At 68.2% G+C, this 15,922-nt stretch carries 10 protein-coding genes; 6 read left to right on the top strand and 4 right to left on the bottom strand.

The features are described from left to right. Positions 1-402: 402 nt before the first annotated feature. Together AB0B64_RS60455 and AB0B64_RS60450 are read right to left on the bottom strand one after the other, a co-directional pair. Positions 403-531, bottom strand: coding sequence for a hypothetical protein (locus tag AB0B64_RS60455; RefSeq protein ID WP_357954415.1), 129 nt, complete (start codon positions 529-531; stop codon positions 403-405). 52 nt (positions 532-583) lie between these two features. Beyond that, positions 584-994 carry a hypothetical protein gene (locus AB0B64_RS60450; RefSeq protein ID WP_357954414.1) on the bottom strand — a complete coding sequence of 137 codons (411 nt, stop codon included), beginning with the start codon at positions 992-994 and terminating at the stop codon, positions 584-586. A 280-nt stretch (positions 995-1,274) separates the two neighbouring features. Between AB0B64_RS60450 and AB0B64_RS60445 the strand changes: the two genes are divergently transcribed. Beyond that, positions 1,275-2,116 (top strand): IS5 family transposase gene (locus AB0B64_RS60445; protein ID WP_358207450.1). Its coding sequence is split into 2 segments (ribosomal slippage): positions 1,275-1,665 and positions 1,665-2,116, totalling 843 coding nucleotides; the frame shifts between segments, so codons are not numbered across the junction. Positions 2,117-2,673: 557 nt separating this feature from the next. Continuing rightward, positions 2,674-2,820: a hypothetical protein gene (locus AB0B64_RS60440; RefSeq protein WP_357954412.1), complete on the top strand. Its 147-nt coding sequence runs from the start codon at positions 2,674-2,676 to the stop codon at positions 2,818-2,820. Between the two features lie 99 nt (positions 2,821-2,919). Here the strand turns inward: AB0B64_RS60440 and AB0B64_RS60435 are convergent, their stop codons facing one another. Next, a complete protein-coding gene (locus AB0B64_RS60435; protein WP_358207442.1) occupies positions 2,920-3,231 on the bottom strand; it encodes a hypothetical protein in 312 nt (103 codons plus the stop codon). Between the two features lie 549 nt (positions 3,232-3,780). Next, a complete protein-coding gene (locus tag AB0B64_RS60430; protein ID WP_358207437.1) occupies positions 3,781-9,015 on the bottom strand; it encodes a fibronectin type III domain-containing protein in 5,235 nt (1,744 codons plus the stop codon). A gap of 640 nt (positions 9,016-9,655) precedes the next feature. Between AB0B64_RS60430 and AB0B64_RS60425 the strand changes: the two genes are divergently transcribed. The 4 genes from AB0B64_RS60425 to AB0B64_RS60410 form a co-directional block, all read left to right on the top strand. Next, positions 9,656-9,961: a hypothetical protein gene (locus AB0B64_RS60425; RefSeq protein ID WP_358207432.1), complete on the top strand. Its 306-nt coding sequence runs from the start codon at positions 9,656-9,658 to the stop codon at positions 9,959-9,961. Positions 9,962-10,075: 114 nt separating this feature from the next. Continuing rightward, positions 10,076-10,981 carry a hypothetical protein gene (locus tag AB0B64_RS60420; protein ID WP_358207425.1) on the top strand — a complete coding sequence of 302 codons (906 nt, stop codon included), beginning with the start codon at positions 10,076-10,078 and terminating at the stop codon, positions 10,979-10,981. An 818-nt stretch (positions 10,982-11,799) separates the two neighbouring features. After that, positions 11,800-12,516, top strand: coding sequence for a hypothetical protein (locus tag AB0B64_RS60415; protein ID WP_358207417.1), 717 nt, complete (start codon positions 11,800-11,802; stop codon positions 12,514-12,516). Between the two features lie 280 nt (positions 12,517-12,796). Next, positions 12,797-15,922: tetratricopeptide repeat protein (locus AB0B64_RS60410; protein ID WP_358207410.1), on the top strand; the 3,126-nt coding region annotated here is incomplete at its 3' end.

Genomic DNA, 15,922 nt, shown 5'->3' with positions numbered 1-15,922 from the left:
TGCAGCCCGAGCAAGGCCGGCCACCTCTGCAAGGCCATCGCCGTCCTGCAAAATCACCGCGTTGCCCAAGCCGCCTGGGGATGAAAAGGGGTCACTGCGTTATCGATGGCTCGGGCGTGGGGGACGGCGTGGGGTCGGCGGGTGTCGCGCCGGCCGGTGCGCCGAAGAGCGCGGGTACCAACGCGGCGATGCCGAGAACGCCTAATAAGCGGTTGAGAGGGCGAATAGTCATGGATGTCGCTGTCCTTCCGTTGACGGGTGGAGCGGCGGCGGTCGGGGCCTCGTGTTCCGGCGCGAGCGTGGCCGCCGGTCGAACTGCCCGCGACCGTAACGGCGCGCTGTTGCGCCCCGGTTGAGTATTCGTTGAGTCCAGCGGCCGGACCGGCCGCCACGGACGATCTCCTACGTCAGCGGCGGCCTGGAGAGGAGGCAGTAGCGCAGCTGGTCGCGGCGGCGGGTCAGGGAGGCGGTCTCGGCGGTGTTGCCGGCCAGGTCGATGACCTTGTTGTAGGCCGCGCCTCCCGGCCCCATCGCTATCTTGGGTCTTTGGGTTCTTCTCGCGGGTCAGAGCCATATGATCTTGTCAGGCACGTAAGGTACGGCGGGTCCTGCTCGCCGGCCCGCACAACCGGCTGATCGAGGTCCATTGCTTCTCCGGCAGGCTGTGGAGCATCCAGCAGCCCGCCGACCCCAGCGCCGGGCTCGGCAACTGGACCACCATCGATCGCCAGGGCGACAACGCCTGCAGCGACCGTGCGTGCGCGATTGATGGACTGGCGGTTAACCCCGCCACCAGTGCTTCGGCCATAACTGCCGCAACGGCGGTGTCCTCGTGCGAGTTGTGCGCATGGTGCATCTCCTTTGTTGGATTCTCCATCGTGGTGACGAGATGGTTCGGCAGCCCCTCGACAGGCAGGCAAACCATGCGTTGCTGGAAAGGTAAAGGAGACGAGCCGATAGCAGCATCAACCCCAGGGTGGATTTCTGCCTCCATCGCACGGTATACATCACCACGCACCTCAACCCAGCGTGGTAGATGAACGCCTTCCTTGGGAGGGAATACACGGCGATCCGGGGAGCCTGTAAGACTGCCTGCTGCCGGTCCAGAGCCTTCAATTCGGCCACCTTGGCCAGGCGCCGGCTGGTCAAGGTCGTGGTCCGGGTCGTACTCGGTTTCGGTTCCTCCGGGCTGTAGGATCCGCAACTCGGTGTCGGATGGCAGCGTCTGGACCTGCGCTTAGAGGTCCTAACAAAATGTTCTAGAGCCGTGTCTCATGGCGCTGGTGGTCGTTGATCTTCGTGTGAAGAAGGGCGAGCAACTGCCGTGGATCGTGCAGGACAGTCTGTGGGAACGGATAGAGCCGCTGCTGCCGAAGGTGGAGCGGCGCCGGCGCCATCCCGGGCGTAAGCGGCTGGATGACCGGCTGGCGTTGCAGGGCATCTTGTTCGTGCTCTACACCGCGATCCCGTGGGAGTTCCTGCCGCAGGAGCTGGGTTTCGGCTCAGGGATGACCTGCTGGCGGCGGCTACGCGACTGGCACGAGGCCGGTGTCTGGGACCGGCTGCACCAGCTCCTGCTCGCCGAGTTGCACGCCGCTGGACAGCTCGACTGGTCCAAGGCGGTGATCGACAGCTCGCACGTCCGGGCGCTCAAGGGCGGCCCAAAACCGGTCCGAGCCCGGTCGACCGCGCCAAGCCGGGCTCGAAACACCACGTCATCACCGAAGGAGGAGGCATCCCCCTCGCCGTCTCCCTGACCGGCGGCCACCGCAACGACGTCACCCAGCTCATGCCTCTGATCAAGGCCATCCCGCCGGTACGCGGACGAGTCGGCCGACCGCGTAAACGGCCGGACTGCCTGTACGCCGACCGAGGCTATGACCATGACAAGTACCGCCGCCTGGTCTGGCGCACCGGCATCAAGCCCATCATTGCCCGGCGTGGCATCCCACACGGCTCCGGCCTGGGCATTCACCGGTGGGTGGTTGAGAAGACGATCGCGCTCCTGCACTGGTTCCGCCGCCTGCGCATCCGCTGGGAGGTTCGCGACGACATCCACGAAGCGTTTATGAAGCTTGCCGCCGCCATCATTTGCTGGCGACGCCTCGTCCGCTGATCTTTCTGTTAGGACCTCTTAGTGGCGAATCCGCGTGATCTGTCGGACCTGACCATCCGCGCGGGCGTGTCGAATCCTCTCGTCATGCGATCTGGTCGGGACGCTGAGGTGAGAGCGCCGACATTCGGCCCCTGCCAGTCCGCCTCGGCATGTCGAATCCGACAACTACCTGACACGGAGGCGCGGATTTCGACAGCAAAACGCGGATCCTACACGGGCCTGGCCGCAGCCGGTCGCCGCTGTGAACCCCATCGTTATCTTGGGTTGTTGACCGCTTCTCGCAGGTCAGAGCGCGATGATCTTGTCTGGCACGTAAGGCATGTTGACCGGCTCTCACAGCATGTTGCGGGGACCGGGCGCGAGGTCTCGACGGCGTAGCGCGCCGCGGACCTTCGCTGGCCCGAAGACTTGGCTAGGTAGCTCCCAACGGCGTGGATGCTGGTTGCGTCCGCGGGAGTGGTGTACGAGTTTGACCTGGTCAGCAGGTGTGGCACCGTGAAATGAGAACGGCCATCGCGTGATCCTTCGTAGCAACGATTCCAAGAAGGAGAACGGCGATGACCGCGGACAACAGTGTGACGCCTGCCCGGTGGCTGGCGCAGCAAATCGATACTGGCGACCCCGACATGTTGCGATCCATGGTGAAGACCATGCCGTGCTTATCTAGGGTTGGTGGACTCTTTCTGCAGGTCAGCGCCAAATGATCTCTTCTGTCACGTACGGCAAGTCGGCGAGATGATCAATTCCAAGGGATGCCTGCAGAGGGTGTGGGGTAGGCGGCGGCCGAAGCCACCGCGAGCCGGTCAGGCGTCAGGGTCGACTTCGGGGTCCGTGAACCACACGGGCTTGCCCAGCGACCGGGCGTAGGCGATTTCGGCTCGGGTGCTGTCTCCGATGTAGTCGCCGACTACGAGCACCTCATCAGCGAGCCGGATCTTCGCCCGGTGCAGCTCGCCGAGTCGAACCTTCAGCGCCTCGGCCTCGACAGGATCGGACCAAAGTTCGTGCGGCGACTTCATGTCACAGCCCGGTTTGACGACAATCTTTCCGGCTTTGGTCTCCCGCAGATCGGCCTCGTTCATCTCGGATATGAAGCGGGTGGAGCCGCAGATCACGACGATACCCGGGAGGCTCAACGAGCGGGCCCGTTCGAACCCGTGACGCTGGCTAGACCCCGGACTGAGGCTCAGCCTGACATCGTCGCGAAGAATTACGCGGCATACGTCGCCGGGTACGGTGAGCCCGCGTAGTCACGGGGCTACCTGGCGGCTGGGGACACGTTCGGGTGCGGAGGGCTCTTAAGAGGAACGCTGTGCGTCCCAGGATGATGACCACGAGGTCGCCGCTGGGCTGGGCTGGCCCTGTACGAGGTGGCTTCCGTGCCGATCGACGCCCCTCAGGGCCTTCAGGGGCCTGGGCAGGCGTCGGGGGCAGCGAGTCGACGACGGCACCATGTGGCCGACCGTCTTCCCGCTGACGACGTTGCCGGCCGACGACGAGGCGGGAATTTCCGCCCTAGTGAAGCAGGCGAGCTGAGATCGCCGAGGTTGATCAGGGGCTGTGTGACGACCATGGGCGGCACCGCTCCGTGAGGGCATCGGTCTGGGTGGAGAGCGGCTGAGGCGTCGCGGGGACGGCGACGGCGCACCATCCCCGCGACTTGATCAACGGGCTGGGCCGGAGGGCTGATAGGCCTTGAGTGGATGTGGAAGGAAGGGCTTGAGCTCGCGGGGCGGCACCCGGCCGGCCGGAGCCCGGGAGGGGCCGAGGCTCAGGGGGAGGGACGTGCCGTCCGTGGTGAGGTCGTACCAGAGCCCTGGCACCGTGGCCGCGGTGAACGACGTATTCACTTCATCCACATCGCGCCACAAGGTGTAGACGAGCTGCTGGTTGTCGTCGGTGATGAACGCCATGCTCGGCCAGGTGTTCGGTGAGCCGCCCGCGATGTGGGTGGTGGCGTTGTCGTAGTACACCCGAAGGCTTATCTGGTTGGGGGCGCCGCTGGTGTAGGCGATCCAGCGGTAGGCGAGGGCCCGGCCGTCCTTGCTGAGGAAGGTCGGGTCGGCGTACCCGGCGTTGGTGTCGCTGACCCGGCAGTCGGCGGCGGTCGGGGGCGGGTTGCTGAGTGCTTTGATCACGAAACATGACGTGACATGGTCGGGCGAGGTGTAAGACAAGGCGACGACCTGCCCGTCGCCCGAGATGAGCGGGCGGGCGACGTCGGCGCCGGGGAAGATCTCGGTGGTGGTGCCGCTGGGCGCGTTGTAGAGCCAGCTGTGCTGCTTTCCGGCGGAGTCCATCGTGGACCACACCACCCGGTTGCCGTCGCCGGACAGCATCCCTCTGCCCGGCGGCGTCAGAGCGCACTGCGGGCCGCTCATCCCGGTGCAGTTGGTCAGCTTCTGCGCCGCGGCGCCCTTGACCTGGCGGTAGAGGTTGGCGGCCTGGCCGGACGCTGACTTCCAGTAGATGACCACCTGCCCGTTGTCGCTGGCACCGTAGATCTCGCTGCTGTCCTCGGTTGTCCATGAGGTCCCGGCTGCGATGTCGCGGACCACGCCCCTGAAGACGTCGGGCTTGGCGTAACTGGAGCCGGTGTAGGCCACCACGTTGCCGTCCCTGCTGATCAGCGGCTCGGTGTACATGTTGTAGCTGGGATTGCCGTCCGGCTCGATGGAGGCCACCACGAACCCGGCTCCACCGGTGACCTGCTTCCTGACCACATAGGGGTACCTGCTCGCCGGGTGGTAGTACGGCGAGTCCTGCGGCATGAGGTTGCTGCGTCCCTGGGTCTCGAAGACGATGTACTTTCCGTCTCCCGAGATGGAGCCGCCGCCCATGCCGCCGGCGTCGCCTGTGGAGTCGGGCCGTCCCGGATACTCGGTGCTGCTGGCGAGGTCCGCGCCGAGCGTGGTCGGCGGGCCGGGGAAGACGACGTCCAGCGGCTTCAGGAGGATGGTCCCGGACGGCTCGCCCGTGCCGTAGTTGTTCTGCGCGATCACCGACACGACGTAGGTCACGCCGGGCTTGAGCCCCTGGATGAGCTGGTGCGTGGCGTCGCCGCCGTAGGCGTACACCGTTTTGATGCCGCTGCCGTCGCCGGCGGTGGCGGTCACGATGTAGCCGCTGATGGGGCTGGACCCCTGATCGGCCGGTGGCGTCCAGCTCACCGAGGCGCCGCGCAGGGTGGGCTTGGTGTAGGCGTCGAGCTTGGGTGGGCCGGGGGTGCCGTACTGATTGCCGACGATCATCCCGCCGCGGCCCTCCAGCTGGGGATGCCCGCCGGTGGCCGGGCTGACCACGGCGACCTCGGCGACCCCTTCCTGCGGCGACATGTAGAGCCCGCTCGGGGTCACGGTCCCGGGGCCGCTCACCATACTCCACTGGGTCTCGATGTCGTCGGGATACCCGGAGACGATGACCTTGAACTGGTAGTTCTGCCCGGGGCCGACGGTGCCGATCGGCGGTGAGACCTTGATGCCCTGGAACGGGCCGGCGGCCTGGGCGAAAGTGTAGGAGGCGTTGATGATGTTGTCCTTGCGCCAGAGCGAGTAGTCCTTACCGATGGCGCCGAGGTCGATGGCGACGCCCAGGCGAGTGAGGGCTCGGAGCTCCCACCAGGGGGACTGCGTGGTGTCGGCCTTGAACTGCACCCCGGGCGCCTCGATCACCAGGGCCGGGCCGACGTAGCCGTACAGCAGGAGCTGGACGTCGGTGGAGAGGATGGCGGCGATGCTGCCGTCGCCGTAGGCGCCGAACCCGGTGTCCAGGTAGAAGCCCTGCCCCTTCTCGATCGGCGTGCAGTTCGAGCCGCTCTTGGCGGTGTGGCAGTGGGTGCCGAACTCCTTGTCGTAGTGCACCGAGAAGGTGACTCCGGCCGAGGCGCCGCCTTCGATGTTCAGTGCGACGGAGAAGCGCACACAGACCACGACCGGGAGCCTGCCGAGGTTGAAGTGGAAGCAGGGCCCACGGACATGCCCGACGTGCACCCGCTTCTCGAACTCCTGGGTGACGTTCTGCTTGACGCGCACCTCGGCGCTGACACTTGTGGTGTTGGTGATGTCGCTGCCCTTGGCGGAGTCGGTGCTGGCGCCCATCGTGGTGTTCTGCTTGAGGCTGGCCTGGGCCTCGACCTTGGCGACCAGGCGGCCCTTCTCCTTGAAAGCGTGCTCGTACTCGATGATGAGGGCACCGTCGCGGACGACGGGCTGTGGCGAGCCTGCGGTGACGCGGGAGTCGCCCTTGCGGATCGCCTGCACCATGCGCGCTCCGGGCACGGACGGCACGAATTGCACCTGGTCGCCGCTGTCCACCTGGCCGTCGACGGAGAAGTCGGCGTCGGCGAAGGCTTCGGCGAGCGTCGCGGACACGGTGTAGACGATGAACAGACCGTTCTGCCGGGCGGTCCCGGTCACCTTGCCGAGGAACCCTTCAGGGGTGAGCGTGCTCTGCCCGATGACGACCAGGGTGCTCGGGGTGAGGGCGGTGACCTCTTGCGGCGGGTTCTCGAACTCAAGGCCCTGAGCGGGGTGCACGGCGCGCAGGGTGGCGAGCGCCGCCGGTGAGAGCACCACCGGCGCGCTCTTGACGGTCAGCTTCGGTGTGATCGCCTCGGTGGGGGCACTGGCCGCGCCTGTGCCGGAGGCGTTGGTGGCGCGGACGGTGAAGGTGTAGGCGCTGGCCGGGTCCAGTCCGGACAGTGTGGCCGTGGTCGCGGTGACCGTGGCGGTCTTGCCACCGGGGCTGGCCGTCACCGTGTATCCGGTGACCGGGCTGGTGCCGGTGACGGCCGGCGGCTCCCAGATGAGCTGCACGCTGCCCGAGGCGGGCAGCGAGGCGCGCAGATGGTCGGGTGGGCCCGGCGGCACGCTCGCCGCGGGCGTGGCGGGCTTGGCGGTGGAGGGGGCGCTCGCTCCGGCCGCGTTCCTGGCCACCACCGACACGGTGTACGCGGTGCCGTTGGCCAGGCCTGTCACCGACGTCAGGGTGGTGTCGGGCGCGATGTCGATGGAGCGGCCGCCGGGCTGCACCGTCACGGTGTACCCGGTGATCGCCGAGCCGCCGTCGACGGCGGGCACCCACTGCACGTCCACCCGCTGGTCGAGCGGGGTGACCAGCAGCCCGGGCGGCGGCATCGGGACGTCAGCCGGCTGCGGGCGCACCGGGTCGGACGGCGCCGATTCTGGCCCCGTGCCGGCGGTGTTGACGGCGCTCACGGTGAAGGTGTAATCGGTGCCGTTCGTCAGGCCGCCGACGGTGGCCTGTGTCGCCGTGCCGGGCGCGTTCACGATGGCCCCGCTGGGCGAGGTCGTGACGACGTAGCCGGAAAGGCCGTCCGTGCCGGTGTCCGGCGGCGACCACTCGACGCGTACCTCGCCGTCGCGGCCGTACACCGAGGTGATGAACGGCCTGCCGGGCTTGCGCGGCCCGCCCGGGGTGACCGGATCGGACGGCGCGGACCGTCCGGAGGTGCCGACCGCGTTGGCCGCCGTCACGGTGAAGGTGTACTCGCTGCCGTCGGTGAGACCGGTGACCGTCGCCTCCAGCGTGCCGGCGGGCACGCGCGCGGTCTTGCCGCCGGGGCTGGCGGTCACCGTGTACCCGGTGATCGGCGCGCCGCCGTCCGCCGGCCTGCGCCATTTCACGCCGGCCGACCCTTCACCGGCCGTCGCGGTGACCCCGGTGGGCGGCGACGGCACGGCGGGCGCCTTGTAGTAGTCGAAGGTGTCGATGGCAACGCTGATGCTCGCGCTTCCGGCGTTGCGGATCACGAACGTGCCGCCGGTCCCCAGCTTGACCGGCACCAGGCCGGACCAGAAGTCGTTCGGCTGGTAGGCGATCGATCCGCCTGACGGGACGTTCGCCTGGCCGGAGGGATAGACGCGGAGCGAGCCGTTGGCGGTGCCCTTGGCGGTAAGGTTCACGCCGACGGCACTCACTCCCGCGGCGGGAACGCCTGCCTTACCGAGCGGGGCGACGGTGTAGGTGCCATTGGCCTCGATCGTGATGTTGTTGGCGATCCTCGCGGGAGCGACGGGTGTCTGCGTCGAGGGGGTGACCGCTGCGGCGGGCGTCACGAAATAGCCCGATACGTCGGCGTACACGGTCAGCGCGGCTGAGCCGCTGTTGTTGACGGCGATCTTGCCATCGGGGCCCGGGGCAACGATGACCAGGTTGGACTGGAAGGAGCCCGGCCGGTACTCGATGTCCGCCCCGGTGGGCAGCGTCCCTTGCGAGGGGTATGCGAACGTCTTGCCGGATCCGGTGCTCTTGACGATCAACGTCAGGGCCACGTACGCCGCTCCGCTCGCCGGGACGCCGCCTACCCCTGTCACCGTGAAGGTCGAGGTCGAATTGGCGGCGACGCTCTGGTTGGCGACGATGCGGGCGGTGTCCAGCGGGACGTACGCCGAGCCGGCCGTGCCGGCGGCCGCGGCGCTGAAGTAACCCCGCACCTCGGCGTACACGTTCACCGCCGCCGAACCGGTGTTCTTCACCTTGATCGAACCATCCGTACCGACCTTGACCGTCAGAAGCTGGTCCTCCCACACACCCGACCGGTAACGAGTGCCGGTGACACCCGGCGCGGTCATCAGCTCCGAGGGGTAGACGATGAGGCCACCCGTCCCGCTCGCGCCCTTGGCCGCGAAGTTGACCGCGACACTCGACACCCCGCCGGCGGGCACGCCGCCCACCCCGGCGATCTTCACCGTCACCGTCGCACCGCCCGCGATCGACGCGTTGCTCAGCACGCGGACCCGTGCCTCGTAGTACTGGCCGGGGCCCGGCTGCAGCGGGTCGGCGACGGCCGCCCGCACCGCGGCCGCCGCGGCGGCCGGAGGCGCGCCCGCCAGGCCGGAAAACGCGAGGGCAAGGGATAACAGCCACCGTACGATCACATCGGCCTCCTCGCTGGAGCGCACGATCCCGGCGCCCCAAGCCACCGAGTCCGCGCGAGGGCACTTGGAGGGCAGTGTGCCGTAAGCCGCCGACAGCCTCCAGATGTTTGCACCTGGATGCAAACACCCAGGTCAACGGCTCGGGTCTGCCGTAGCTCCTGCTCGTAGGCGCTGAGCGGCCGCGCCAGGGCGGTGGCCTCCGTGCGTGTCCGCAGGCCACCGCCCTGGGACATCGGCACGACACCCCACGATGGCCAAGGAGTGGTTTCCTACGAGTACGTTCCGTGGAGCGAGGGAGCGACTTCGACGGCGTCACGGCGGTGAGGCAAGCCCCGTCGACTGACGCTTCCCCTCGTCCAAAGCCGGTCGGGACAGCGCAATTGCCGGATTGCCCACCGGCCGCCGAGCCCGCCGTCCCATGGGCGTGACCGGGGCTCCTCGGTTGCCGTTGGGCTCAACCCGACACGCCCGAGTGCTCCTCATACGCAAAGAGCCGCTGAGGGGCTTCCGCGGTCGAGATTTTCGAGGAAATGACACGGATCCTGAGACAGCTCACGGATGACACGGTGTGAGACGCCGTGAGAATACACAGGTCACAGCGTCGACGTATGACACGGAGCTTGATGAGCACCCGCTGCCCATGACCAGCCAGCAGGCCAGCCAGATCGACCGCAGCCTGGCTATTGTCCTTGCCGCCGTGTTGTCGATCGTGCTGCTGGCTGTCCGCTTCGAAGAGCGCGACACTATCGCCTTGGTCGATCGCATCGCCGGGTGCTTGGTCCTGCAGTACGCCCAGCACATCACGTGCATCGCCAGCCTCACCGTTGCGCAGGTGATCCCTCCCCCTCAGGAGCGTGGGCTGCTCGGGCATCGACTCGGACCAGATTCGCTGTGGCTGCGCCCGCGCCTGTCCCGGCTGCTCGCGCTCTACCACTACCGACGCTAGGTCGCCTGCCACGATAAGACGGCGCCATACGCCGGGCTGACCACGGCCATGCTCCGGCGGCGAGCACGATAATGAGCACGGTGATGAGTACCGCTGCGGCACCACACCCCCGCGATGAAAGGAGCAGCTGAGCTGATGGCCACCTCGCAGCGGAAGGCCACCCTGCGACAGCCCGCCATTGCCCGTGACGCTTTCCTGGCCGTGCTCGAAGCCGCCGCCCCGCTGCGGGCGCAGCGCGGGGACCGGGTGGCTGGCCTCTACGGTATGGTGCCCGGCTGGGTCATCGACGAGGCCAGGCAGATGCTCGCCCTGGTCAACCGGTTGCGCACCGAGGCCGGGCTCCGGCCCGCCGCGCTGGAGCAGGTGCTGCGCATCGAAGAGTCCGCGCACGCGCTGAACGGCCAGCCGTGGGGCATGGTCAACTACCACCCCGACCGGTGCGGCGACAGCCAACTCACCCACTGGCACATCGTGTGGCAGCGCGGCTCCGAACTCCTCCGCACCCGCGTCCACGAGAAGCCCACCTTCGACTGGCCCACCCACTACGTCAACGCCAACCCCCAGTTCCAGTCCCCCGATACCGACAGGTACCTTACCGCCGCCGTCCACGAGTGGATCAACGACCTCACCGAAACCCTGGTTTTGAAAAAGGAGACCTACCGCAGCTACAACCCGACACTGACGCTCATCGACAACGGCATCACCGTGCGCGGAACCGTCTCCGATAAGGCCATCGCTGCGGTCAACAGCAAGCACCAGGCCGACAACCCCGAACCCCAGCCCTGGGCGAACAGCCCCCACATGATCGAGCAACGGAAGATCGAGCAGCAGCAAGCCACCGCCGAGGCCGAGCAAGCCCGAGACGCGCTCAACGAAGAGATAGACAACTGGCATCTCACACCCATCGAGGTCAACCACGCCTACCACGCCGCCATCGCCGCCGAACTCGAACGCCGGCAGCGCCACCGTGACATCCGCGCCCAACTCGCCGAGCTACCCCAACTCTTCATCGCGCTATGACCGAGCCATACGCTCCAGGCGCCTCTTACGAGGGTGTGCACGCGCGCGAGCCGGGCCGCTCTGTGCGGTTGAGGTAGGCCGGCGTAGTGTCGGGGCACGGCGAGCATCCGGCCAGCCGACTCCGTTGACGCAGGCCGAGTCCTCTTCTCCACCCCTAGCGTGAGCGGACGCTGCTGGAGGCACGGCGGCACCTTGTTGGGTGTGATGCGGCAGCGCTTGGCGAGGTCTGCGAGCGTATCTCCGGTCTCGACGGCACTCTGGACGCAAAACAGCTCCTGCCTCACCTCGACCTGCCCGGGTAAGGCCGAGCGGGTGCGCAAGTTTCGCCGGACGCCGCCCTGCGCTGCCTCGTCGACGCGGCTTCGCGTGACGGAAGGGTCGTGGGCGCCCCTGCGGCACTCACTCGCACCAAGGCCTGCGCGCGCCGTTCCTTGGCATCTCCTGCTCGGCGAGGTGGCGCTGAACACCGCGGCCGCCTCGGGCAGCGCCATGACATGGCGCCCTTACCCGCTATGCCTGTTGAAGTGGTTGAGGTTGAGGATCAGGTGGCTGATAACGATCAGGAGCGTCAGTGCCCCGGCAGTTGCGTACGGAATCGAGGGCAGACCGGGTAGCGCGTACGACCCTGGGGGAGGGTGGTGCCGCCCGGTCCCTGCCTCCGGGGACATCCGTGATCTGAGAGCCGGACAGCGAACGCGCCCAACGACATCGCTGCCGGATTTCCAGCGGCGCAGAGCGCCGACGCCTCCTTCCGCAGCGACCGCAGGCTCTACGCCGCCGGCCGTCTCGCTGAAATCGGCGACCCGCGCGCCGCCGATGTGCTGGCGGCGCTCGCCGCCGGTGACCTCCCCTACATCGACGCCGTCTCCGCCGCGGCCAAGCTGGCTGGAAGGGGAGACCCTCGCGGGGTGGCCGCGCTGACCGAGCGGGCGCTGCACGATGACGACCTGCACGTCAGAGGCTTCGCAGCGGAGATGCTGGCTGGCCTGGGCGATCCAGGCGACCTTGTACGGCAAGCGTTCGCCGACACGCTCGCCCGCTTGGCGGCTGATCCGGAGCTCGACCTGTCCCGCGTCACGGTCGCGGCCGCTCTGGCCAACCTGGGAGATCCACGCGGTGCCGTGACGCTCGCCCAGCTCGCCACCGACCCCAGCCTGCGGGACCATCTGCGGTTGCAGGCGCTGCTCAAGCTGTGTGACCTGGCTCCGGAGCAGGCCGTCTCCGCCCTGACCGACGTGGTCGGCGATCCGGCGCTGCGGTTCCCGGCGGTGAAGGCCCTGGCTCGGGTACCCGGTCTGGACGTGTCGGAGCTGTGGGCCGCCCTCGCTGACGCCTCCGCCGCGCTGAGCCCGCACCGGATCGTCCAGGTGGCAGCCGAGGTGGGCGGACGCGGCGACCCTCGCGGCATCGAACTGCTCAAGGGGGTCGTGGCCGATCCCGAGGTGTACGACGGCTACCGGCTGGACGCCGCCAAAGCGCTCGCTGACCTCGGCGACCGGGACGCCGTTGAGCTGCTTGCCGCACACACGCGCTGAGGGGCGCAGCGTCGCGGGAATGGACCAGCGCGGCGGTGCAGTCGATCGGAATTCGGTGGTTGGGCTCCTTGCGTAGGCTCGCTCGCAATAGGTCTTTATGCGTGATATCGGCCGGATTCTTTGTGTCCGGTGGAGGCCATTTGGTTGCAGTTCCATGTCGCTGGGGTGCCGGTGGGGGGTGGCGTGTCTAGCCTGAGGATGCCGGTGCGGTGCTCGCGGGGGCGCGGGCTTGTGTCTCGTTATGGAATGGCGGGCGGGGCTGGTGGTTGATCGGTTACTGGTGGACATCGATGCTGATGGCCGGGTGTCGGTGGCGATATGTCTGGCTGGCGAGCAGTTTCCCAGGGCGGTGGGGCGGCCTGTTGAGGTGGCCTGGCCGCTCGATGAGCAGGCGTTGGAGGATCTGCGCTGGTATTTGGAGGACTATCTGCGTTACCCGTTCGCGGTGTATTCCGAGCGTGGAAGCGATATCGCCGCGAAACTGTCCGGGTGGGGGGAGAGTGTTTTCGAGGCGGTGTTCGGTTCGGCGCCGGTGCGGGCGGCGTACGCGACGGTGCGGGCGCGGGGCCATCCGGTTGAGGTGGTTCTGCAGTCGGCCGCCGCGCAGCGGCTGGGGCTGCCGTGGGAGTTGATGTGTGATCCTGCGCGCGGCCGCCCGTTGGTGCTGGATCAGGTCGCGCTGACCCGCAGCCTGCCGGCGGCTGACCTGAGCGAGGCCTTCCCCGCGGGCGGCGCGCGGCTGCGGGTGTTGATGGTGATCTCCCGGCCGGCCGGTGAGCGTGATGTGGGCTATCAGATGATTGCCCGGCCGCTGCTGGAGCGGCTGGAGGCGGTACGCGGCAGCGTCGATCTGGTCGTGTTGCGGCCGCCCACATTGGACCGGTTGCAGCAGGTCCTGGACGAGGCGGTCGCGGCGGGCGAGCCGTTCCAGGTCGTGCACTTCGACGGGCACGGCGTGTTCGGCGGCGGGCACGTCCCGGCCCCGGGGTGGGACCCGCTGCGTTTCCAGGGGCCGCTCCCGCGCGGGATGCTGGCCTTCGAGACGCCCGGCGGTGAGCCGGATCTGGTGTCGGCTGAGCGGGTGGCGCAGGTGCTGTCGGCCGGGCGGGTGCCGGTGGTGGTGTTGAACGCCTGCCAGTCGGGGCAGGTCGGCGGCCAGGTGGAGGCGGCGGTGGCGACCCGGCTGGTGCAGGGTGGGGCGGCCTCGGTGGTGGCGATGGCCTACAGCGTGTACGCGGTGGCCGCGGCGGAGTTCATGACCGCCTTCTACGAGCGGCTGTTCGCCGGGGACCGGGTCGCCGACGCGGTCACCGCCGGCCGCTCCCGCCTGGCCCTGCACGACAAAAGGCCCAGCCCCAAGGGCCCGCTGCCGCTGGCGGACTGGGTGGTGCCGGTGCACTATCTGCGCCGCGACGTGAGCTTTTCGAACCTGCGTACCGATCGCCGGGGGGCGTCGCTGGAGGAGATGCTCGACCGGCTGCGGACCAGCCCCGGCGACAGCACCCAGGCAGACGATGATCTAGCTCCGGCCAGCACGTTTGTGGGCCGTGACGACCTGTTCTACACCCTGGAGGCCGCCGCCAGGTTGCAGCGCGTGGTGATCCTGCACGGGCCCGGCGGGACGGGCAAAACCGAGCTGGCCAAGGCGTTCGGCCGGTGGTGGCGCGACACCGGCGGCGTCGATCGCCCAGACTTCGTGCTCTGGCACTCCTTCGCCCCCGGAGTCGCCTCCTTCGACCTGGACGGGGTCATCACCGCCATCGGGCTACACGTGTTCGGCGTCGACTTCGCGCAGCAGGATCCCGGCGAGCGCTCCCGGATCGTGCGGCGGTTGCTGTCCGAGTATCGGCTGTTGCTGATCTGGGACAACTTCGAATCGGTGCATTCCATGCCCGACCCGACCGCGGCCACCCCGCCGCTGTCCGACCCCCAGTTGGAGGAGTTACGGCGCTTCCTTTCCGAGCTCGCCCGCTCGGGCAAGAGCTCGGTCCTGATCACCACCCGCGGCCCCGAGACTTGGCTGGACAAGGAGCTTCGGCGGATGAACGTCGGCGGCCTCGGCGAGCACGAGGCGATCGAGTACGCCGATCAGCTCTTGCAGCCTTTCCCGAACAGCCGGCCGCGCCGCCAGACACCGGTGTTCGCCGAGTTGATGCAGTGGCTGGATGGCCATCCGCTGGCCATGCGGCTGATCGTGCCGCATCTGGACACCACCGAACCCGGCGTGCTGCTGGCCGCGCTGCAGGGCGCCGCCCCGATCCCCGGCCGCGACGATGGGGACCGCAGCACGTCCCTGTCGGCCTGCGTCGCCTACTCCTTCACCCACTTGCCCACCAACGACCGGCAGGCCCTGACCACGCTCGCGCTGTTCCACGGCATCGCTGACGCCGACGTCCTGGCGATCATGTCGCAGCAGCCGGAGGTCCCAGCGCTGTTTCAGGGCCGAAGCCGCGAGGATTGGGTACGCGTGCTGGACGGGGCCAGCGCGGTCGGACTGCTCACCTCGCTGGGTGTCGGGATGTATCGGATCCACCCCGCTCTGCCTGCCTACCTGACCAGCAGCTGGCGCCTGGACCTCCCGGCTGGCTTCGACCAGCAGTACACCCTCACGACCCGAGCACTCCTGAGCGCCTACGTCGCCCTCAGCCGATGGCTGCGCCAGCAGATTTCCAGCGGGGCCGCACAACTGGCGTTCACCGTGATCGGTCTGCAGCGCCGCAGCCTGGGCAGCATGCTCGGCTACGCCCTGGACCACCAGCTGTGGGACCACGCCCAGCACATCATCCGACCCCTCGATGGGTTTTGGGTCCTTCGGGGGCTGAGCGAGGAAGCCCAAGGTTGGACCGACCGGGCTCGCCTGGCTCTCGAAGGGCCCGACGGAGCCGCGCCCAGCCTCGACACAGACGGCGGTCAGCTCTGGCTGTTCATCCTCGGCAGCGAAGCCGACCGGCACCTCCGGATTCATCGGCTCGACCAGGCCCAGCACACCTACCTGAACCTTCTCACGGCCCTCCAGCAGCAATCCCCCCTGCACCTCGGCTCCATTGCCGCCGCCTATCACCGGCTCGGCGTGGTCGCGCAGCTGCGGGGGCTGCTGGATGAGGCCGAGGACTGGTACCACAAGTGTCTGACCATCGAAGAGGAGCTCGGTAACCGGCCCGGCATGGCCACCAGCTACCACCAGCTTGGCATGGTCGCGCAGGAGCGGGGGCTGCTGGATGAGGCCGAGGACTGGTACCACAAGTCTCTGACCATCGAAGAGGAGCTCGGTAACCGGCCCGGCATGGCCACCAGCTACCACGAGCTCGGCGTGGTCGCGCAGGAGCGGGGGCTGCTGGATGAGGCCGAGGACTGGTACCACAAGTCTCTGACCATCGAAGAGGAGCTCGGTAACCGGCCCGGCATG

Origin of the sequence: Nonomuraea sp. NPDC049129, assembly GCF_040648495.1 — a bacterium.
Lineage (GTDB): Bacteria > Actinomycetota > Actinomycetes > Streptosporangiales > Streptosporangiaceae > Nonomuraea.
This window is presented reverse-complemented; position numbering and strand designations above follow the sequence as displayed.